The organism is Streptomyces sp. NPDC002896, from assembly GCF_040295225.1.
In the GTDB taxonomy this organism is placed as follows: Bacteria; Actinomycetota; Actinomycetes; order Streptomycetales; family Streptomycetaceae; genus Streptomyces.
In genome coordinates this window covers 1-20,411 of the sequence record NZ_JBEOVA010000036.1, presented here as the reverse complement: position 1 = coordinate 20,411, position 20,411 = coordinate 1, and the positions used below count along the sequence as shown (strand labels likewise).

Annotated in this window: 15 protein-coding genes, 4 tRNA genes and 1 other RNA gene; 10 read left to right on the top strand and 10 right to left on the bottom strand. The window is 70.1% G+C overall.

Annotated elements, in window-relative coordinates:
* Positions 1-51 precede the first annotated feature (51 nt).
* The 4 genes from ABT009_RS39535 to purS all read right to left on the bottom strand — a co-directional run bounded on the left by ABT009_RS39535 (position 52) and on the right by purS (position 4,179).
* Positions 52-852, bottom strand: coding sequence for a maleylpyruvate isomerase family mycothiol-dependent enzyme (locus tag ABT009_RS39535; protein ID WP_351306205.1), 801 nt, complete (start codon positions 850-852; stop codon positions 52-54).
* Between the two features lie 131 nt (positions 853-983).
* Entirely contained in the window at positions 984-3,233 is a 2,250-nt protein-coding gene (gene purL / locus ABT009_RS39530) for a phosphoribosylformylglycinamidine synthase subunit PurL (RefSeq protein ID WP_351306203.1), read from the bottom strand.
* On the bottom strand, positions 3,233-3,913 hold the full coding sequence (gene purQ / locus ABT009_RS39525) for a phosphoribosylformylglycinamidine synthase subunit PurQ (RefSeq protein ID WP_351306201.1): 681 nt from the start codon (positions 3,911-3,913) through the stop codon (positions 3,233-3,235). Before purQ ends, purL begins: the two co-directional genes overlap by 1 nt.
* Entirely contained in the window at positions 3,910-4,179 is a 270-nt protein-coding gene (gene purS, locus ABT009_RS39520; protein ID WP_351306199.1) for a phosphoribosylformylglycinamidine synthase subunit PurS, read from the bottom strand. The genes purQ and purS overlap by 4 nt, the downstream gene beginning before the upstream one ends.
* 364 nt (positions 4,180-4,543) lie before the next feature.
* Here purS and ABT009_RS39515 point away from each other — a divergent pair, with 364 nt between their 5' ends.
* From ABT009_RS39515 to ABT009_RS39500, 4 genes are all read left to right on the top strand, one after another.
* On the top strand, positions 4,544-4,894 hold the full coding sequence (locus ABT009_RS39515; protein WP_351306197.1) for a histone-like nucleoid-structuring protein Lsr2: 351 nt from the start codon (positions 4,544-4,546) through the stop codon (positions 4,892-4,894).
* 195 nt (positions 4,895-5,089) lie between these two features.
* Positions 5,090-5,161 (top strand) — tRNA-Gly (locus ABT009_RS39510).
* 93 nt (positions 5,162-5,254) lie between these two features.
* Positions 5,255-5,327 (top strand) — tRNA-Gly (locus tag ABT009_RS39505).
* A 349-nt stretch (positions 5,328-5,676) separates the two neighbouring features.
* Positions 5,677-5,752 (top strand) — tRNA-Gly (locus ABT009_RS39500).
* Positions 5,753-5,848: 96 nt separating this feature from the next.
* Here the strand turns inward: ABT009_RS39500 and ABT009_RS39495 are convergent.
* From ABT009_RS39495 to ffs, 6 genes are all read right to left on the bottom strand, one after another.
* The gene (locus ABT009_RS39495; protein WP_351306195.1) at positions 5,849-6,748 is read right to left on the bottom strand and encodes a phosphoribosylaminoimidazolesuccinocarboxamide synthase; all 900 of its coding nucleotides are present in this window, start codon (positions 6,746-6,748) and stop codon (positions 5,849-5,851) included.
* A 199-nt stretch (positions 6,749-6,947) separates the two neighbouring features.
* Entirely contained in the window at positions 6,948-8,627 is a 1,680-nt protein-coding gene (locus tag ABT009_RS39490) for a N,N-dimethylformamidase beta subunit family domain-containing protein (protein WP_502990046.1), read from the bottom strand.
* A gap of 273 nt (positions 8,628-8,900) precedes the next feature.
* The gene (locus ABT009_RS39485) at positions 8,901-10,865 is read right to left on the bottom strand and encodes a hypothetical protein (protein ID WP_351306254.1); all 1,965 of its coding nucleotides are present in this window, start codon (positions 10,863-10,865) and stop codon (positions 8,901-8,903) included.
* Between the two features lie 343 nt (positions 10,866-11,208).
* Positions 11,209-12,468, bottom strand: a complete 1,260-nt coding sequence (gene purD / locus ABT009_RS39480) for a phosphoribosylamine--glycine ligase (protein ID WP_351306191.1) — start codon at positions 12,466-12,468, stop codon at positions 11,209-11,211.
* 229 nt (positions 12,469-12,697) lie between these two features.
* On the bottom strand, positions 12,698-15,058 hold the full coding sequence (locus ABT009_RS39475) for a DNA polymerase III subunit gamma and tau (protein WP_351306189.1): 2,361 nt from the start codon (positions 15,056-15,058) through the stop codon (positions 12,698-12,700).
* 133 nt (positions 15,059-15,191) lie between these two features.
* An RNA gene (ffs, locus tag ABT009_RS39470) (signal recognition particle sRNA small type) lies at positions 15,192-15,286 on the bottom strand.
* A gap of 72 nt (positions 15,287-15,358) precedes the next feature.
* Between ffs and ABT009_RS39465 the strand changes: the two genes are divergently transcribed.
* From ABT009_RS39465 to ABT009_RS39440, 6 genes are all read left to right on the top strand, one after another.
* A tRNA-Ser gene (locus tag ABT009_RS39465) sits at positions 15,359-15,446 on the top strand.
* Between the two features lie 332 nt (positions 15,447-15,778).
* Positions 15,779-16,753: a serine/threonine protein kinase gene (locus tag ABT009_RS39460; RefSeq protein WP_351306187.1), complete on the top strand. Its 975-nt coding sequence runs from the start codon at positions 15,779-15,781 to the stop codon at positions 16,751-16,753.
* Between the two features lie 40 nt (positions 16,754-16,793).
* Positions 16,794-17,372, top strand: a complete 579-nt coding sequence (locus ABT009_RS39455) for an ABC-three component system middle component 2 (RefSeq protein ID WP_351306185.1) — start codon at positions 16,794-16,796, stop codon at positions 17,370-17,372.
* 5 nt (positions 17,373-17,377) lie between these two features.
* Positions 17,378-19,402 carry a DNA recombination protein RecN gene (locus ABT009_RS39450; RefSeq protein ID WP_351306183.1) on the top strand — a complete coding sequence of 675 codons (2,025 nt, stop codon included), beginning with the start codon at positions 17,378-17,380 and terminating at the stop codon, positions 19,400-19,402.
* A gap of 259 nt (positions 19,403-19,661) precedes the next feature.
* A complete protein-coding gene (locus ABT009_RS39445; RefSeq protein WP_351306181.1) occupies positions 19,662-20,111 on the top strand; it encodes a hypothetical protein in 450 nt (149 codons plus the stop codon).
* Entirely contained in the window at positions 20,108-20,320 is a 213-nt protein-coding gene (locus ABT009_RS39440) for a hypothetical protein (protein ID WP_351306179.1), read from the top strand. Before ABT009_RS39445 ends, ABT009_RS39440 begins: the two co-directional genes overlap by 4 nt.
* The last annotated feature ends 91 nt before the right edge of the window (positions 20,321-20,411 follow it).

Genomic DNA, 20,411 nt, shown 5'->3' with positions numbered 1-20,411 from the left:
GGCGATGTGACGTATCCGATGCGGAGCGGGTTCCCTGCCCCGTGAGCAAAGTCACCCCATGAGAGGCAGGACCCCGGAGAGGTCGGCCCGCTCGCCGCTCGCCGAGACGTGCGCGGCCGCCAGCTCGGCCGCCCAGGTCGTACGGCCCGTGGCTAGCCGGATCCAGGTCAGCGGATCGGTCTCGACGACGTTCGGCGGGGTGCCGCGGGTGTGCCGGGGGCCCTCGATGCACTGCACCACCGCGAAGGGCGGGACGCGCACCTCGGTCGAGGCGCCGGGTGCCCTGTCGGCGAGCGCGTCGGCCAGCAGCCGGGTGCAGGCGGCGAGCGCCTGGCGGTCGTACGGGATGTCGAGGCCGACGGCGCGGTTGAGGTCGTCGGTGTGGACCACGAGTTCGACGGTGCGGGTGACCAGGTAGTCGCCGAGGCTGATGGCGCCCACGGGCGTGGCGAGCAGCCGGGTGTCGGGGGTGGTGGCCAGGTGCGTGGCGATGCGTTCCTGGGTGCGGGCGTAGAGCGCGTCGAGGTCCGGGTTGCTGCGGGCGAGGTCCCGGGTGCCGGCGGCGATGTCGTCGGCGCGGGAGGCGGACGCGGACAGCAGATCCAGCAGGGACAGTTCGGCCTTCGACGGTGCCTCGCGCTCGATGTTCCGGCTGACGCTCTCGACGGTCATGGCGATGTGTGCGGCCAGCTCGCGGACGGTCCAGTCGCCGAGCTGTGCGGGAAGCGCCAGCTGCTCGTCGGTGAGGGCGCGTACGGCCTCTCGTACGGTGCCGAACTGGGTGAGGACGGCGGCGCGGATCTTCGCGGAGTCGTAGGAGCGGGTGCGGGTGCGCTTCTTGGCCGGGGGCATGGGGCGAGGCTAATCGGTCGCCGGATCCGGTTCTTGTGGTTTCCGGCGGCTGCAGGAAAGCCAGGACAGCCCCCGCCCGAAGCCGGGCGGGGGCTGTCCAGTGCGTGTCCTGCGTGCGTCCTGCGCGTGGGTCAGGCCAGCAGCGCCGGGATCGTCTCCTCGTGCGCCGTGCGCAGCTCGGCCAGCGACAGCGCGAACTCGCCCTGGACGTCGACTGCGTCGCCGTCGACGACACCGATACGGGTCACGGGCAGCCCGCGCGCCCCGCACATGTCGTTGAACCGGACCTCCTCGGAGCGCGGCACGGCCACCACGGCGCGGCCCGCCGACTCGGAGAAGAGGAACGTGAACGCGTCCAGGCCGTCCGGGACGACCAGGCGCGCGCCCTTGCCACCGCGCAGGCACGACTCCACCACGGCCTGGATCAGACCGCCGTCGGACAGATCGTGCGCGGCGTCGATCATGCCGTCGCGGGAGGCCGAGATCAGGATCTCGGCGAGCAGCCGCTCCCGCTCCAGGTCCACGGCCGGCGGCAGACCGCCGAGGTGCCCGTGGACGACCTGCGACCAGGTCGAACCGCCGAACTCCTCCTTGGTGTCGCCCAGCAGGTAGAGGAGCTGGCCCTCTTCCTTGAAGGCGACCGGCGTACGGCGGGTCACGTCGTCGATGACGCCGAGGACCGCCACGACCGGGGTCGGGTGGATCGCCGTCTCACCGGTCTGGTTGTAGAGCGAGACGTTGCCGCCGGTCACCGGGGTGCCCAGCTGCTGGCAGGCGTCCGCGAGACCGCGGGTGGCCTCGGCGAACTGCCACATGACCGCCGGGTCCTCGGGCGAGCCGAAGTTGAGGCAGTCGGAGACGGCGAGCGGCTTGGCGCCGGTCGTCGCCACGTTCCGGTAGGCCTCGGCGAGCGCGAGCTGCGCGCCCGCGTACGGGTCGAGCTTCGCGTACCGGCCGTTGCCGTCCGTCGCGACCGCGACACCCAGGTTGGTGTCCTCGTCGATCCGGATCATGCCCGAGTCCTCGGGCTGGGCGAGCACGGTGTTGCCCTGCACGAAGCGGTCGTACTGGTCGGTGATCCAGGACTTCGACGCCTGGTTCGGCGACGCGACGACCTTGAGGACCTGCTCCTTGAGCTCAGCGCCGGACGCGGGCCGCGGCAGCTTGTTCGCGTCGTCGGCCTGCAGCGCGTCCTGCCACTCGGGGCGCTCGAACGGCCGGTGGTACACCGGGCCCTCGTGGGCGACGGTCCGCGGCGGTACGTCGACGATCTGCTCGCCGTGCCAGAAGATCTCCAGCCGGTCGCCGTCGGTCACCTCACCGATGACGGTGGCGATGACGTCCCACTTCTCGCAGATCTCCAGGAAGCGCTCGACCTTGTCGGGCTCGACGATCGCGCACATGCGTTCCTGCGACTCGCTCATGAGGATCTCCTCGGGCGAGAGCGTCGCGTCACGCAGCGGCACGGTGTCCAGCTCGACGCGCATGCCGCCGGAGCCGGCCGATGCCAGCTCGGAGGTGGCGCAGGACAGGCCGGCGCCGCCGAGGTCCTGGATGCCCGCGACCAGGTTCTCCTTGAAGATCTCGAGCGTGCACTCGATGAGGAGCTTCTCCTGGAAGGGGTCGCCGACCTGGACGGCCGGGCGCTTGGCCGGGCCGGTCGACTCGAAGGTCTCGGAGGCCAGCACGGACACACCGCCGATGCCGTCGCCGCCGGTCCGGGCCCCGTACAGGATGACCTTGTTGCCGGCACCGGACGCCTTCGCGAGGTGGATGTCCTCGTGCTTCATGACGCCCACGCACAGCGCGTTGACCAGCGGGTTTCCCTGGTAGCAGTCATCGAAGACGACCTCGCCGCCGATGTTCGGCAGGCCCAGGCAGTTGCCGTAGCCGCCGATGCCCGCGACGACACCCGGCAGGACGCGCTTGGTGTCGGGGTGGTCCGCCGCGCCGAACCTCAGCGGGTCCATCACGGCGACCGGGCGAGCGCCCATGGCGAGGATGTCGCGGACGATGCCGCCGACACCGGTGGCCGCGCCCTGGTACGGCTCGATGTAGCTGGGGTGGTTGTGCGACTCGACCTTGAAGGTGACCGCGTAGCCCTGGCCGACGTCGACGACGCCGGCGTTCTCGCCGATGCCGACGAGCAGCGCGTCGTTCTCCGGGGCCTTGTCGCCGAACTGCTTCAGATGGACCTTGCTGCTCTTGTACGAGCAGTGCTCGGACCACATGACCGAGTACATGGCGAGCTCTGCGCCGGTGGGACGACGGCCGAGGATCTCGCGGATGCGCTCGTACTCGTCCTGCTTCAGGCCCAGTTCGGCCCAGGGCTGCTCGACGTCGGGCGATTCGGTGGCGTGCTTGACGGTGTCGAGAGTCATCAGACGTTGACCAGCTTCTTCAGGATCGAGGTGAAGAATCCGAGGCCGTCGGTGCGGCCGGTCCCGATCCCCGGCTCCACGGCGTGCTCGGGGTGCGGCATGAGGCCGACGACGTTGCCCGCCTCGTTGGTGATGCCGGCGATGTCGCGCAGCGACCCGTTCGGATTGACGTCCAGATAACGGAAAGCGACCCGGCCCTCGGCCTCCAGCATGTCCAGCGTCCGCTCGTCGGCCACGTAACGGCCATCGATGTTCTTGAGCGGAATGGAGATCTCCTGGCCGGCGGTGTAGTCGGCGGTCCAGGCCGTGCGGTCGCTCTCCACGCGCAGTTTCTGATCGCGGCAGATGAAGTGCAGATGGTTGTTCCGCAGCATCGCACCGGGAAGGAGGTGGCTTTCGGTGAGCACCTGGAAGCCGTTGCAGATGCCCAGAACCGGCATTCCGGCCTTCGCCTGGTCGATGAGCGTCTCCATCAACGGCGAGAAGCGCGAGATGGCTCCGGCCCGCAGATAGTCGCCGTACGAGAATCCGCCCGGCAGAACGACCGCGTCGACCTGCTTCAGGTCCTTGTCACGGTGCCACAGCGGCACCGCCTCGGCACCGGCCAGCCGGACGGCGCGCTGCGTGTCGCGGTCGTCGAGCGTTCCGGGAAAGGTGACGACTCCGATACGAGCAGTCACGACTCCACCTTTACAGCTTCGGCGTCTTCGACCTTTACGACGAAGTCTTCGATCACGGTGTTGGCGAGGAAGGTCTCCGCCATCTCGTGAATACGGGCGAGGGCGGCTTCGTCGAGCGGCCCGTCCACCTCGAGTTCGAAGCGCTTTCCCTGACGTACGTCGGAGATGCCCTCGAAGCCGAGGCGCGGCAGTGCACGCTGCACCGCCTGTCCCTGGGGGTCGAGGATCTCCGGCTTGAGCATGACGTCGACTACGACGCGTGCCACTGGCACTCCCGGTGTGTGGTGCGTGAGCAAGTGCCTTCAGACTACCCGGCCCCGATTTCTACTCGCGTAGACATGGAGAAACGTACGTGACCGCGATCACGATCCGGTATCGGCCCGGGCGTCTTCACGGAAAATTCAGGGAAAAAACCGCGGGCCCGGATTGCATCGTCGCTCTCCAACCGCCACCCTCGCCCCGAATCTGGACACGCGGGCGTATTCAGTCGGGCTTCACAATGCAATGCCAAGCCCTGTACAAAGGAATTGGCATTAGCCGATACTTGCTCCGTACTTTGTTCAAGTACTGCCGAACAGTCGCCATCACCGCACGTCAACGCAGTGATGCCGCGCGAAGGGACCGATATTCGTGGCGCAGCGTGTCGTGGTCACCCTCTATGACGACATCGACGGCGGAGAAGCGGCGGAAACGATCGCCTTCGGTCTGGACGGCAAGTCGTACGAGATCGACCTCAATCCAGCCAATGCCAGGAAACTGCGTAAGGCACTGGCTCCCTACATGCAGGCCGGCCGCAAGCGGACGGCCGCCGGGAGGTCCGCCGCCGGGACCGCGACGAAGCCGGCCGTGGACTACACGCACACCGCGGTGGCCGCGTCCCCCGCGGCGGTCCGCGCCTGGGCCCGCTCAAACAAGATGGACGTGCCGCCGCGCGGCCGGATCCCGAAGAAGGTCTACGAGGCGTTCGACGCGGCCAACTGAGGGCGGCGCGGAAGAGCGGGGCTCCCAGCCGATGCCGGAGGGGCGGAGGCAAGGGCGGCCCGGGGTCTTCCGCCCGCCCAACCGGGGTCCATCCCGCCCTCCAGGCAATCGACTTGCGCGGCACCCCTGCTGATCAGTTAGAGTCTGGATCACGCCGAGGGGCGAGGCCGAAAAAGCCGCACCTCACGGGGTCTTGCGGGTGTAGTTCAGTAGCAGAACACCCCCTTTCCAAGGGGGAGGCGCAGTGTGCGATTCCTGTCACCCGCTCTGCATCGCTTACCGACCACGGTTTACCGAGCATGGTTGTGGATCAGGTAGGCTGGTGCTCGCACCGGTCAGTGAAAGCTGATCGGGGGCAATGCGGACGTAGCTCAGTTGGTAGAGCGCAACCTTGCCAAGGTTGAGGTCGCGAGTTCGAGCCTCGTCGTCCGCTCTTGATCGAAAACCCCGGTTCCGTTGGGACCGGGGTTTTCGCATGCGAGCCGGCGTCGCGCTCGGCCCTTCTCATTGCCCCGCATTCCTCGCTCGCTTAATGACCCCCTGAGATCCGTGCGGCGAATCGGGCGATCCGCATCCGGTATCCGGCATTTGTGATGGTGGCCACATTCGACCGGATCGCTGCGGACTCGCCTGTCCGTCTGTGGGGTGCTGATCGCGGTGAGTTGGCCGCCCCGCTGCCCCTCCTCCGTCGGGCCGAAGCCGGGAGCCTAGAACCGGGATACGGAGGTGTGTCTCGCTGGCGCACGCAGTTGGGTATAGTGGCTCTCGCGCAACAGCGCAGTGCGGACGTAGCTCAGTTGGTAGAGCGCAACCTTGCCAAGGTTGAGGTCGCGAGTTCGAGCCTCGTCGTCCGCTCCAGAACGAAGCCCCCGGCGGTCGGAACCGCCGGGGGCTTCGCCGTTTCCGCAGGCTGTCGGGCCTGTAGGGCCCGGGGGCCTGCGGGGCCTGTCGGGCCTACGACCACTTGGCGCCGGTCAGCAGCTCGTACGCCTCCGCGTACTTCGCCCGCGTCGCTTCCACGACGTGCTCCGGGAGCTCCGGCGGCGGCTGCTCGCTCTTGCGGTCCCAGCCGGACTCGGCCGACGTCAGCCAGTCCCGTACGTACTGCTTGTCGTACGACGGCTGGGCGCGCCCCGGCTGCCAGGCGTCGGCGGGCCAGAAGCGGGACGAGTCGGGGGTCAGCACCTCGTCGGCGAGCACCAGCGCCTCGCCGTCGAAGCCGAACTCGAACTTCGTGTCGGCCAGGATGATGCCGCGCTCCCGGGCGATGTCACGGGCGCGCGCGTACACGGCGAGGGTCACCTGGCGCAGCTGGGCGGCGGTGTCGGCGCCGACCTGGCGCGCGACCTCCTCGTACGACACGTTCTCGTCGTGTTCGCCGACCTCTGCCTTGGTCGCGGGTGTGAAGATCGGCGCGGGCAGCTCCGAGCCGTCGACGAGGCCCTCGGGGAGCGCGAGACCGCACACGGTGCGCGACTGCTCGTACTCGGCGAGGCCCGAACCGGTCAGATAGCCGCGGGCCACGCACTCGACCGGGACCATCCGCAGCGACTTGCAGATCAGCGTGCGGCCCTGCCACTCGGCCGGGGCGCCCGGCGGCAGCTCGGTGCTCAGCACGTGGTTCGGGGCCAGGTCGGCGAGCCGCTCGAACCACCACAGCGACAGCTGGGTGAGGATGCGGCCCTTCTCGGGGATCTCCGTGGGGAGCACCCAGTCGTACGCGGAGAGGCGGTCGCTGGCGACCATGACGAGGTCGCCCGCCTCGTTCTGGTACAGCTCGCGCACCTTGCCGGTGTGCAGATGCACCAGACCCGGAACCTCGATCGGTTCGGGCTTTTCAACGAATCCGGACACGGTTCCTCCCCGTGGTTCTGTCTGAGTGCTGCCTCGATTCTCCCGTATGCGTGCGGGGGCCCTGGGCAGGGGTCTGCCGCGGCACGGCTTCGGTGGCCCGGTCAGGGGATGGGGAGGGGGGCGCGGGGGCCCGGGAGGTTGCGTCGGGGTGGGCGCCCCCGGCCCGGGGAGGTCGCATCCGGGGCCGGGGGCGGTCGCGTCAGGCGCGTTTGCAGATGCGGTCCAGGAGGTTGGCCGTGGCCCGCTGGATGCGCTCGTCGACGTGGCCGGGGCGGTCCAGCGCCGGGGACCAGGCGAAGGTGCCGGACGCGAAGACGAGCGCGCCGGACGGGGCGCGGTACAACGACGTCTCCTGGTGGCGCAGCACGCCCTCACCGTCCCGGTACGGGGAGTGGGCCAGCAGGATGCGCCGTCGATGCTCGGGAAGCGCGGTGCGCGGGAAGTAGCGGTCGGCTTCGCCCGCGACCAGGCCGTCGATCTCGTCGTTCTCGTGCGCGCCGGTCGACTCCCACAGCCAGTGGTCGGCGTTGCGTACGACGAGGGGGTGCGGCTCCGGTACCCGGCCCGCGTACTGGATGCCCATCAGCTGCTGCTCGGGCCGGTCGATCTCGCGCCAGAGCGTGGGCTTTCCCGGGCCTCTGCGCTTGCGGCAGGTCAGCAGGCGGTCCGGTGCGCCGGAGGGCGACGGCCCGAGCTCGACCTGCCAGTACATGGTGTTGGCGGAGAGGAAGACGAGCGAGGTGCCGTGCTCGCGTGCCAGCTCGCTGACGCGGCGCATCGGGACCGACCAGTACTCGTCGTGTCCTGGGAAGACCAGGCCGCGGTAGCGGGTGGGGTCGACGCGGCCCGCGTGCAGATCGCGGGTGTCGGCGTAGGCGATGTCGTATCCGTACCGCTCGGCCCAGCGGATGAAGTCGTACGCGTGGCCGACGTGGAGCGGGAGCCCCGCGCCCGCGTACGGGCGGTCGAAGGAGACCGTGACGGCGGCCTCGCTCTCGCCGAGCAGCCGGCCCTGCTCGTCCCATGCGTGGTAGAGGCTGGCGCCGGTGTGGCCGTCCTCCGGGTAGAGGTTGTACGCCTGCCAGGTGATGTCGGGCAGGAGGAGGAGCAGATCGGCCGGTTTGTGGTCGCGGACGGTGAAGGGGACGTGGGAGCGGTAGCCGTCTGCGGTGGTCAGGACGGCTACGTACGCCCCGATGCTCCAGTACGACGGGATCTGCAGGCGCCAGGACAGCCACCAGTGGTGGCAGGAGACCGTGCGGTCGGCGGTGAGCGGGGGCGGCTGGACGATGCCGGAGAGGCGCGGGCTCGTGGTGATCTTCGCCGCGCCGTCGCCTCCGTAGTGCCCGATCCGGTAGATGTCGACGCTGAACTGCTGCGGCGGGTCGACGGTGACGTGGAAGTCGATCGCCTCACCGGGGGCGGCGGCGCCGGTGGACGTGAACCCCTTGATCTGGCGGTGCACGTCGTCGGCGGTCCGGGGGCCGCCCGTACGGGGGGCCGGGATCCTGGCGGCGCCGGGGGCCGGCACGTGGTCGACGTACCACGGGACGACCTGCCCGGTGTCGTCGAAGTAGTGCTCACTGCCGCGGAGCCAGGGCAGGGGCCCCTGCCCGAAGGGGTCGGTCACGGCGTGCGCGAGGGCACCGGACTCCCATCGGCGGATCACGGGCTGGGCCGCGGCCGTCAGGGGCTGGGATGCGGCCGCAGGCGGCAGGGGCGAGGGAGTCGTGGGTGGGGGACCTTCTGGCGTCTGCCCAGGCGGCTGCGGCCGGTCAGCCGGCTGTGACTGTTCCGTCGGCTGTGGTCGTTCGGCCCGCTTCGGTGGTTGCTCCGTCCCCTCCGGCCTTGTGTCCTGCTCGCCGCGATCCGGCCCCATTGCCTGCTCCCCTCCCTCATGTTCCGGAGTCTTTGTCCTTGCGTGCGCCGTATCCCGGAGGGACTTTCGGATCCGGCGCCGTGCGACCGCGCATCAGCGGCCGCTCCCCAGCACATCACATTACGCACGCACTCCGTCACCGTTCGTTGTGAATTGGCTCGATCCGGATGGACGGGCTCCGGAACTGTCGTCGCCGGGCGGGACGTCGCGACCCCCGTGCCGCATGCCCCGGGCCGCCGGCCCACGCTGGCTGTCCGCGGACGAACACGCAGGTCAGACCAGCCGTACCGGCTTCTCGGGCCGGACACCCAAGCGCACGAGCCAGCCCCGCAACGGCTCCGGATCGCCTTCTTCCACCAGCCTCAGAACCAGCGGCGTCAGGTCCACCGCGCGTTCGCCGCCGACCATGAGCGCCGGCCCGTCGAGCCAGTCGAGGCCGGGTGCGGCCCCGGCGGTGTCCACGGCGGCGCAGCACACCATCGCCGTGACGTGGTCGGTGAGCAGCTCACGGCCGGTACGCGGAGGCTGCGACGGGAAGAGGGGCAGCATGCCGTCGTCCCACAGCGCGTCGTCGGCTCCCGCACTACCGGAACGATCCGCCGGAGCAGATCGCACGTCAGGGGACGCGGACTCCTCCCGGGCCAGCTCCGCGCTGAGGCCCGCCGCGAGGGCTTCGCCCCGCCCGTGTTCACCCGCGGGCGTGCCGGCATCGGCCGTGGCGGTATTCGCCGTGGCGGTATGGGCCGTGGTGGTATCCGCAGTGTCGGCATCGGCATCGGCTTCGGCTTCGTGGGCCGCGGGCCCGGACGCGGCGGGAGTGGACACCGGCCGGCAACCCGCCCCGTACGCAGGCGCTGGGTCGGCGGGGGACGTGGGACCTGAAGCCGCGGTGGGTGCTGAGGCCGTCGAGCCCCTGGGCTCGCCCCGGTCGCGGACGGTGAGGTGGTCCATCACACGCGCCAGTGTCGGGTCCCCCGAGTGGCCCGCGCCGTGGGCGGCGGTGCGTGGCAGAGGCCGGAGCGCGTCCAGTACGCGATGCAGGCGCGCCGCATCCGTACGCCACTTGCGGTCGACCACCTCGTCCGGATACTCCTGCCAGCTCACCGGTGTCCAGTCGGGCCCGGGCTCCGCGGGCCCGCCGTGGAAGAGATGGGCGGCCAGCAGGGACGCCGCCTCGTCCACCACACCCGGTTCCTCCAGCAGGTCGCAGGCCGGCCGCTCACCGAGCCGGGAGGCGAAGCCCTCGGCAAGGCGGTCGCGGCGCGAGAGTTCGGTGAGGGCGGCCACCACACCCGCGTCGAGCCGGGACGGCCAGCGCCCCATCCGCCACGCGGGAAGCGCGACCCGGGTCAGCAGCCGGTCCCACCCCGCGTACGCCAGGCCCACCTGTTCCTGGGCGACGATCCGCAGGCCGTAGTCCACAGCCTGTGCACGCTCGGCGGCCGCTGCCGCCACACCCCGCTCCATCTCGGCCGCATGCGCGCGACAGCTGCGCAGCAGAAACCGGGTGACCCACCCGACGGACGCGAGAACCATCCGGGACAGCGGCCCCCTCCCTGGTACGGACGTCACCGCGACTGCTGCGTCCAGGCCTCGCACGAAGCGACGGGCCGCGGCTATGTCCGGGTGCGCCGAGGGCCCTGTACCGGCGACGACCGGGGCGAGAACGGCCCGCAGTTCACCGACGCGCATCCACCACAGGAACGGGGATCCGATGACCAGGACGGGTGTCGCCGTGCCCCGGTGGGAACCGGCCGGGACCTTGCGCACGCTGCGTATCAGGCGGCGTATGACGCCACGTATCCGGTCCCTGCCTTGGGCAGTCGGCGGGCCGTGGGCCGGGTGTGTGCGGTCCTCGAGCCAGCTGTCGCAGTCCGGGGTCAGCGCTATCGCCGAGGGTGCGGGCACGTCGAGCCGGTCCGCGAGATCCCGCACCATCCGGTAGAGGTCGGGGGCGGACGCCTCGGGGATCGGCACGGTGGGGCTGACCGCTGGTCTGGAGCGGGCTATGACGAGGGCGACGCCCGCGGCGGCGACCAGCACGACGACGGCGGGCAACGTCACGATCCACCGGGCGACGTCCCAGCCACGGCCGACCATGTGCCCGGTGGCGCCGCCCGCCAGCAGTACGACGGCGACGGCGGCGGGCAGCAGAGCGAGGGCCAGCGCCCTGCTGCGGACACGCAGCACGGCGAGGGCCCGGGACCGCGCGGACTGCGCGCCCACCTCCACAGCCATACCGGACACGACCGGTGTCACCCCCTACTGCCCGCCCGGCGCGTGCTCTGCCAGCCACCGCCGTCGGACGTCCTTGGCGTTGCTCACTCCCCCACTGTGGCACCCGCCACTGACATCGCAATGCCGGTGGGCCAAGTGCCGGAATGCTTGCGCGGCACCCTAGTTGGGGCTTCCGTTCGCGTCAGCCGGATGGATCAACGCTCACTCGATGGAGGGGCTTTGGGTAGAGGTGGATGACAGCCGGGTGGGGTTCGGGCCCTGAGCGGCCAGGCCGCCGGAGAGGGAGCCCAGTCCCCGGCGGCTTGTCACCGGCGGCCACCGCTGTCCCAGGCGGCAGCCGGTGTCAGTCCTCGGCGGCAGCCGCTGCCTTCGCGGCGATGTCCGTACGGTGCTGGGCGCCCTCCAGCCGGATGCGGGACAGCGCCGCGTATGCACGCTCCCGCGCCTGCGTGAGATCCGCGCCCGTCGCCGTCACGGACAGGACGCGCCCGCCCGCGCTCACCACCGCGGGCCCGTCATGCTTCGTACCGGCATGCAGCACGTACGCGTGGGGAGCGTCCTGCGCCGCCACCTCGTCGAGGCCCTCGATGGGGTCGCCGGTGCGGGGCGTGCCCGGGTAGTTGTGCGAGGCGACGACCACGGTCACGGCGGCATCGTCGCTCCAGCGCAGCGGCTCAAGGTCGACCAGCGTGCCGTTGGCGGCGGCGAGGAGCACCCCGGCGAGCGGCGTCTTCAGACGGGCCAGCACCACCTGGGTCTCGGGGTCGCCGAAGCGCGCGTTGAACTCGATGACCCGGACGCCGCGCGAGGTGATCGCAAGACCGGCGTAGAGCAGGCCGGAGAACGGCGTGCCGCGCCGCCGCAGCTCGTCCACCGTCGGCTGGAGGACGGTCTGGAGCACCTCGTCGACCAGCTTCGGGTCGGCCCATGGCAGCGGCGAGTACGCGCCCATGCCGCCGGTGTTCGGGCCCTCGTCGTTGTCGAGGGCGCGCTTGAAGTCCTGTGCGGGCTGCAGCGGGACGACGGTCGTACCGTCCGTGATCGCGAAGAGCGAGACCTCGGGGCCGTCGAGGAACTCCTCGATCACCACGCGGTCGCACGCGTTCGCGTGGGCCTTCGCGGCCTCGAGGTGGCCCGTGACGACGACGCCCTTGCCCGCGGCGAGGCCGTCGTCCTTGACGACGTACGGGGCGCCGAACGCGTCGAGCGCCTCGTCCACCTCGTCCGGCGTGGTGCAGACGTAGCTACGGGCGGTCGGGACTCCGGCCGTGGCCATGACCTCCTTGGCGAAGGCCTTGGACCCCTCCAGCTGCGCGGCCTCCTTCGAGGGGCCGAAGCAGGGGATGCCCGCCTCGCGCACGGCGTCTGCGACGCCGGCCACGAGCGGCGCCTCGGGGCCGACCACGACCAGGTCGGCCTCCACCTCCATGGCCAGGGCGGCCACGGCCGCGCCGTCGAGGGCGTCGACCGCGCGCAGCTCGGCCACCTCGGCGATGCCCGCGTTACCGGGAGCGCAGTGCAGGGCGGAGACGTCGGGGTCGAGGGACAGAGAGCGGCACAGGGCGTGTTCGCGGGCGCCGCTGCCGATGACGAGGACCTTCACGGCAGCCAGCCTAACCGCCGACGGCGTATGCGCTTGTACGGGCTTCCGAAGGCGGGGGCTGCGGGCATTCGTGCGTTCCTCCGAAGAGGGCGCGCGTGCGTCGGGCGGCAGCACCGGCCGCGCACGCGGGGCACCACTCGGAGGTCGGCTCTGGCACGACGCGGACGTCGGCTCGGATGGTGTGCTCGCCTACTCGTTGCCGGGCTCGCCTACTCCTTGTCGGGCCCGCCTACTCGTTGGAGTACTCCTCCACGACCGTCGCGCCCAGCTCCCGCACGATCAGGTCGTGGCCGGAGAGGGCCGACTCGTCGAGGTCCGGGTCGTCGGCCTCGGGGATGTCGTCCTCCGGGGCGACGTGGGGCCGCTCCGGCTCGCGGGGCTCCGGCTCCGGAGGCGACGACTGCGGCGGCCCTGGCCGCGTGGGCGCCGCCGGCGCGGTGGCCGCGGCCGCCGGGGCCGACGGAGCAGCCGGCCGCGGGGCCGATGCCGGCGACTGCTGCGCTGCCGGGCGCGGCGCGGCGGGTCCGGCGCCACCGCCGGCGAAGCCGCTGTTGAACCCTCCGCCTGAGGCGGACGGCGATGCGGCGCCGCCTCCCGAGGGGTCGACGATCGCCTCGACCTTCCACTGGACGTTGAACTGCTCGGCCAGCGCCTGGCGCAGTACGTCCTCGCTGCCGCTGCTCGCGAAGTTGTCGCGGGCACCGGCATTGACGAAGCCGAGCTGCAGGGTCGTCCCGTCGAACCCTGCGACCTGGGCGTTCTGGCTGAGCAGGATCCAGGTGAAGCGCCTGCGGTTCTTGACGGACTCGAGGATGTTCGGCCACAGGACGCGCGGGTCGAGACCGCCGGAGGCGGGCTGCCCGGGCGATGCTGTCTGCTGCGGTGACTGCGGTGGCTGGGGCGACTGCGCCGGCCGTGCCGAGGGGGCAGCCGACGGGGAAGCGGCGGTCACGGACGGCGCGGGTTCACCGGACGGGGCGGCTCCTGCCGGGCCGGTCCCGCCGCCCGCAGCTGCCGCCGTGGGCCAGCCGCCGGGGCGCCGCCCGCCGCCTGAACCGGCACCTGCCGCTGTCGGCCAGGCCCCGGGAGTGTTCCCGGAAGGGGCTTCCACCGGATTCGGTGCGGCGGAGGTCTGAGGTCCGGGCGCGGAAGCCTCGTGCTGAGCTGCGGGCGCGGACGCACTACTGGGCGTGGGCGGACCTATGGGGGCGCCCTGCGGAACGTTGCCCTGCTGGGCTCCCGGTGCGCCCGCGGGAGCCGCAGAAGCCTGCTGGGCCACCTCTCCGCCTGCACCCCCGCGTACCGCCGCGCGCGCCGCCGCAGGTCCCCCGCCGGGAGGAACAACCGGTCCGGCGGCCGGCGGCATCGGGGCATGGGCGTCGGGCCCGGGAACGTATCCCATCGCGGGCCCGGCACCGCCCGGTACGAAGTTCCCCCCGCGCTCGAGCCGGTCGAGGCGGGCCAGCACGGAACGCTCGTCGTCGTATGCGGCGGGCAGCAGAGCGCGCGCGCAGATCAGCTCGAGCTGGAGGCGGGGCGAGGTCGCGCCGCGCATCTCCGTGAGCCCCTCGTTGACGATGTCGGCGGCGCGGGTGAGCTCGGCGCCGCCGAAGACACCGGCCTGCGCCTGCATCCGCTCCACGAGGTCGGCGGGACCGTCGATGAGCCCCTTCTCTGCGGCATCCGGCACCGCGGCCAGGATGACGAGGTCGCGCAGCCGCTCCAGCAGGTCGGCGGCGAACCGCCGGGGGTCGTTGCCCCCCTCGATGACGCGGTCCACGATCTCGAAGGCCGCCGCGCCGTCTCCGGAGGCGAAGGCGTCGACGACCGAGTCGAGCAGGGACCCGTCGGTGTATCCGAGGAGGGCCGTCGCCATGGCGTACGTCACACCGTCCTCGCCGGCACCGGCGAGCAGCTGGTCCATAACGGACATGGAGTCACGCACGGATCCGGCACCGGCGCGCACGACGAGCGGAATCACCCCGTCCTCGACGGGGATGTTCTCCTTCCCGCAGACCTCTGCCAGATAGTCCCGCAGGGTCCCCGGCGGGACGAGCCGGAACGGGTAGTGGTGCGTCCTCGACCGGATCGTCCCGATGACCTTCTCGGGCTCGGTCGTGGCGAAGATGAACTTGAGATGCTCCGGCGGCTCTTCGACCACCTTCAGCAGGGCGTTGAACCCCGCCGAGGTGACCATGTGCGCCTCGTCGATGATGTAGATCTTGTACCGGCTGGCGGCCGGCCCGAAGAACGCCTTTTCTCGCAGGTCACGGGCGTCGTCCACGCCACCGTGCGACGCGGCGTCGATCTCGATGACGTCGATGGACCCCGGCCCGTTCCGCGCCAGGTCCCGGCACGACTGGCACTCACCGCAGGGCGTCGGCGTGGGTCCCTGCTCGCAGTTCAGACACCGCGCCAGGATCCGGGCACTGGTCGTCTTGCCGCAGCCGCGCGGCCCGCTGAACAGGTACGCGTGATTGACCCGGTTGTTCCGCAGCGCCTGCTGCAGCGGGCCGGTGACATGCTCCTGCCCGATGACCTCGGCGAACGACTCCGGGCGATAGCGGCGGTACAGCGCGAGAGACGACACGCATACGAGGTTATAGGCGCCCACTGACAACACGGACTGCACACGGTTGTGCACGGGGCTCTGCCCGCGCTTCGACGCGGAGGCTTCGAGGGCCCCTCCCGCCTGCGTCACGAGAAGTCACCCGGTGCAGACGCAAAACGCCCCTCACGCACCCGCCAGAGCCAACCTACCCTTGCTGCCTTCCGGCCCTGGGGGAGTTCAGTCAGATAGCGCCACGTGAGGGGCTCTGCACAGGGTACCCGATTCGACGGGCGCGAACGAGTTCGCGAGCACTGCTCGCCGTCATGTAATGTTTCCGGCGGAGGATTCGCCTAGAGGCCTAGGGCGCACGCTTGGAAAGCGTGTTGGGGGCAACCCCTCACGAGTTCGAATCTCGTATCCTCCGCCAGTGCCTCACCGGGCACGATGTCGAAGGGCCCCACCGTTCGCGGTGGGGCCCTTCGACGTTGAGGGTTGCAGTTTGGGTTGCAGTTGCCGCGATCAGGCCGCGACGGCACCCTGCGGGAGAGGGCTGCAGCCCTCTCGCCAAGACGACCTGCACGCCTGAACCGTGGCCCGCAGGTTTCGCGCGATTGCCGTGCTGCGCGGTGGACCGTATTTGAGATGCCGGCGCGTTCCACTTCTTGATCAGACGAGTGGCCGTTGGATAGGCTCCACCGATACGGCGTGTGACGCACGGGGAACATCCTGTGTGCAGCCACCGGCGCAGGGGGGTGGGCTGTGCCTGACTCGATAGCCGTGCCGACGGGTGTCCAGCCAATCAGCTTCGACGTGCACGCAGTCCGCGGGGGAAGCCTCGGCGGAGCCCGCGACGACTTCGAAACGATGATCGCTCAGCTTGCCGCCGCGACGACCCCAAACGTACGGTCCGTCGCTGCGAACCCGGGCGACTGGGGGATCGACGCCTTCGCCGGAAACCTCGGCGGAGCGATCACAGTGTGGCAGTCCAAGTACTTCATGCCGGTCACCACCAAGAAGCACGTACAGCAGGTCACAGACTCACTCGACAACGTGCTGAAGGCAGCCGTCAAGAACGGCCACACCATTGCCAGCTGGATTCTGTGCATCCCCTCCAGCATGGACGGCCCCATGACGGCATGGTGGGACACGTGGACGAAGGCGAGGGAGAAGGAACACAGCCTCGTCATCCAGCTCTGGGACGAGACCGCCCTCAGGAAGAAGCTGCTTAGCCCCGAGGGCGACGACGTGCGTCGCGGCTTCTACGAGACGTACGCTCAGGGCGCCCCCGCCCCCGTGGAGCAGCTTCGGCTGGTACTCGAGGTCGAGGACGACAAGGCAGCCGCCCTTGGCTCCGCCTTGTTCATTCGGCAGATGACCGAGGCCGGCCACGTGGAGCTGGACTCGGCCAAGAGGCAGTTCTTCAATGCCGATCTGGTGGCTCGCGAGATCGCGCACAAGGATGTTCCGGCGGAGGTGGCGGCGCTCAGTTCCGCCGATGCGACGCTCCACGGGCTATGGGAGATGCAGTTCAACGAATGCGCGGCCGAGGACGCGCTTCGGGTTCTCCACACCCGTGTCTGGCGGGATGTACGCAACGAGCACGACAAACTGCCGAAGTCGCTCCGCCTGGAGCTGGTGCACAGCTGGGGGCTGGTCCACCGGCTCGTGGACAACCGCAAGGCGGGCTGGGTCAAACACTGGCGGCAGATCGCCGCCGAGCACTCCGACGGCTGACCGCCGTCGCCTGTCCTGTCAGACCTACGAGGAGTTCGCTGTGGAAGCACACCGGCCGGTGATGATGCCGGAGGACGAGGTGACCTTCCGGCTGGCGCAGCTGCTGCTTCTTCTCGACGCTGTCGCCGGACAGGACGCGAAGGGGGCGAGCCTGGAGCGCATCGGCTACTACGACTTCCTGTCGGCGAATCCCTTCCTCGTCGTCGATTCCGACGGCCGGGAGGGCAATATCCTCAGGCTGGCCGGGTTCGATCCGCAGGTGCTCTCGTACGCGTCCTCCTCGCAGCGCTTCACCAGTCGACGCGAGCGCATCCAGCACGATCTCGGACTGCTCGTGGCTTACGGGTGTTGCGAGGTCCACAACCGCAACGGCGCCTTCGCCTATTCGATCAGCAACCGCGGTCGGGAACTCGGGGCTCGCTTCACCGCCACCTACGCCGCGTCGTTCACCACTGCGGCGTCCATCGTCGTGCGTAGCCTCCGCAAGCTCAGCGACAAGGCGCTGCGGGAACAGACCGCACGGTGGCTGCGGCCGGATGGAGAGGGCGGTCCCGGTGCCGCGCTCCTCAGCGTGCTGGGTCCTGGACCGCAGGCACCTGACATGCCCTGGGAGGGATGACCACCATGCAGCCTCTGCCTGGCATCCGGATCCGGCGCCTGCGCCTTGCTGGCGTCAGCCGAAACTATGACGTCGATTTCACGCAGGACCAGCGGGTGCGGGACCTGTCCGTGGTGGCCGGGGCATTCAGCTCGGGCAAGACCGCGGTGTTGGAGTTCATCGCCTACGGCCTCGGTGGGAAGCGCCATCCACGGCATCCTGAGGTGCTGCGGAAGGTCCGTTCCTGCCTTCTGGAAGTCGAGCTGTCCGGCGAACCGCACGTCATCGAGCGGCCCGTCGGGGAGCCGTCGAAGGTCGCCTACGTACGCCGGGGGACGCTGGACAGCCCGCCGCTCTCCAAGCCTGAGAGCAGGACCATCGAGCCGGCGGGAGCGCCCGAGAGCCTCTCCGCTCTGCTGCTGGGGCACTGCAAGCTCGAAGGCGTCCAGCTGCGGGAGGCCCCCTCCAGCCGTGAGTCCCGGACCGACCCCCTGAGCATCCGCGACCTCATGAACCTCGCGTTCCTGCCCAACGAGCGCGTCGCCTCCAAGAACTTCCTGTTCGAGAACGAGTACATGAAGAAGCACAAGCTGAAGCAGGTGGTCGACGTCGTCTTCGGCGTTCACGACGACCGCGCCGTCGAGCTTGGGCAACGCATCAAAGAACTGGGCGCCCGACTCACCCAGGCACGCTCCGAACTCGCCGCAGCACGGGCGTTCGTCGACGAGCAGGACGTTCCCACGGTCGGTGCGCTGATCGCTGAGCAGTACGAAGGCGAGCTGCGGGAGCTGACCGAGCAGCTACGGGTCCTCGACGAGGCAGCGCAAGCCGGCACCACCTTCGCCGGGCGTCTGCGCCGCGAGCACCAGCAAGCTGCCCAGCGCGCCCGGCGAGCCGCCGGCGTGGTACGTGACTGCGAGACGCAACTCACCCGGATGATGCCGCTGCGGGCGCAGTACGCGGACGACCTCGTCAAGCTCAATATGCTGGCCGAAGCGCAGCGCCTGTTCGACCCCCTCAGCGTCACGACCTGCCCGGCGTGCCTGAATCGGCTGCCCGCTCCCCCGTCGGTGGAGAACGGCTCGTGCAGTCTGTGCAGCCACGAGCTGCCCCACGGCGACGGTCACCTGACGCTCGGCACCGCCACAGCCGAGCACTCGTCGGATGAAGGGCGGCTGGACGTCGCGGCCGAGGTCAGGGCCACCAAGGCCCGTTTGAAGGAGATCACTGCCTACATCGAGGGCCTGGACAGCTCGCTCGCGACGTTGAAGCTCCAGGCAGAAGACGCCGCCATCGACGAAGAACGTGCCGCGGCCGCGGTCGACGAAGCCACTTCGCCCACCGTCACCCCGTTCCTCGCCGCTCGCGACAACCTCCAGCGCCGGCGCGAGGAAGTCCTCCGTCATCTCCAGCACGCCGAGAACGCGAGGAAGCTTCAGGCTGGCCTGGAGAAGCGCGCCGCGCTCGTGGAGCGGCAGGAGGCACAGATCGAACGCCTGCGGGAGGAACGCGACCGGCTGGGAGATGCCGCACAGGACAGGGACCTGGTCGTCGGCCGAATCAGCGGCCGGTACAGCGACCTCCTGCGGCAGTGGCGCTACCCGAAACTCAGCCAGCCGATGATCGACACGAACCTGGTTCCTCACGTACGCGGCGACTCCTACCGCGAGGCATCATCCGGCGCCCGAACACTCCTGACCCTGGCCTGGCAGCTGGCCGTCTTCGAGGTGGCCGTCGAAACATCGGCCGCCCACCCCGGCTTCCTCATGATCGACAGCCCGCAGAAGAACCTGGGCCACGGCGCCACCCGGGACGCGGTAATCGCAGACGCGATCGCCATCGACGACTTTTACCGCCACCTGAGCAGCTGGCTGGCTGAGCAGGGGGCCGGCGCCCAGGTGATCATCGTCGACAACAGTCCACCCGTGCTCGCGGAAGAGAACGTCGTGGTCCGGTACAGCCGCAACGAGGACCGACCCCCCTACGGGCTGATCGACGACGAGACCACTACAGACGAAGGCAGCCCCGAACAACCTCCTCACCCCGCCTAGGCCATTCCCCCCGCCCCTGCGTCTGCCGCGGCGTTGGCGATCGGCCGCCAGCGCTCTCGAGGCGCGCCCGCGCCCTGGTGGTGTTGTGGTCGTTATGGCTGTAGATCGCCGGGTTCACCGGCGCTGACGGTCAGGAGCCGGAAGATCAAATTAATGGGCCCGTTCAGCTGCCACTCGACGATCCCAAGGTTTGCTTTCGATACACGGCCTAGGGGGCGGGACTCGTAGTCGCGAGGACAGGCTGCCGGTCCGGCTGAACGTGATCGTCTCGGACGACAACGCGCATGAAACCGACGCGATGATCCGCCTCGCGGAGCGGTACGGCTTCCCCCACCAAGTCTTCACCAACATGTCGCCCACGATCGACGGCGAGGCGAACCCGCTGGCGATGCAGGCGCAGAGCCACCTCACGGCCCGGAGCATCTTCACCGGCTGCAACGCGGGCCACACGTTCTTCCACGTCAACCCGCACGGCATCGCATCGATCTGCAAGGTCGGCCGCGACCCGAGCGCGAACCTCATCACCGAGGGCGTCGAAGCCCTCCCCCGACTCGGCGCCATCGCCGAGTCCCTACAGCTCCGCACCGGTGGTTGCTCCGGCTGCACGAAGGTCGGCACGTGCCGCACGTGCCGACCGCTGGCCAAGCTCTACCAGGAGGCGGGGGACCGACGAGAGCTCTACTGCCAGCATGCAGGTTACGGATCATGACTCCGCCCACCGCGACACTCACTCCACGGCGCGAGCCGGTACTCCTCACCATCGGCCGCCGTCCGGCAGCCGCTCCGACCGGCGGTCTGCCGGTGCCGCTGCCCACCCCGTCGATCAAGGACGACGAGATCCAGATCATCGCCGACCTGGACGAGGCGGCCGAGGGCGCCGAGTGCAGTTGCTCGGCCGGCGACGACCAGCCGTACTAGTGCCGCATCAGAGAACCTTTGCCCTGTTGTGATGTGACACGCCGTTCGGGTACTGGCCCGGACGGCGCGGTGTCGCCAGGCTGTCCGGGTG

What these genes read in the sequence shown, in the direction of transcription:
- ABT009_RS39485 (WP_351306254.1), bottom strand. Translation starts at nt 10,865, where the DNA reads ATGGCTGTGGAGGTGGGCGCGCAGTCCGCGCGGTCCCGGGCCCTCGCC.
- purL (WP_351306203.1), bottom strand. Translation starts at nt 3,233, where the DNA reads ATGACTCTCGACACCGTCAAGCACGCCACCGAATCGCCCGACGTCGAG.
- ABT009_RS39535 (WP_351306205.1), bottom strand. Translation starts at nt 852, where the DNA reads ATGCCCCCGGCCAAGAAGCGCACCCGCACCCGCTCCTACGACTCCGCG.
- ABT009_RS39440 (WP_351306179.1), top strand. Translation starts at nt 20,108, where the DNA reads ATGACTCCGCCCACCGCGACACTCACTCCACGGCGCGAGCCGGTACTC.
- ABT009_RS39490 (WP_502990046.1), bottom strand. Translation starts at nt 8,627, where the DNA reads ATGGGGCCGGATCGCGGCGAGCAGGACACAAGGCCGGAGGGGACGGAG.
- ABT009_RS39450 (WP_351306183.1), top strand. Translation starts at nt 17,378, where the DNA reads ATGCAGCCTCTGCCTGGCATCCGGATCCGGCGCCTGCGCCTTGCTGGC.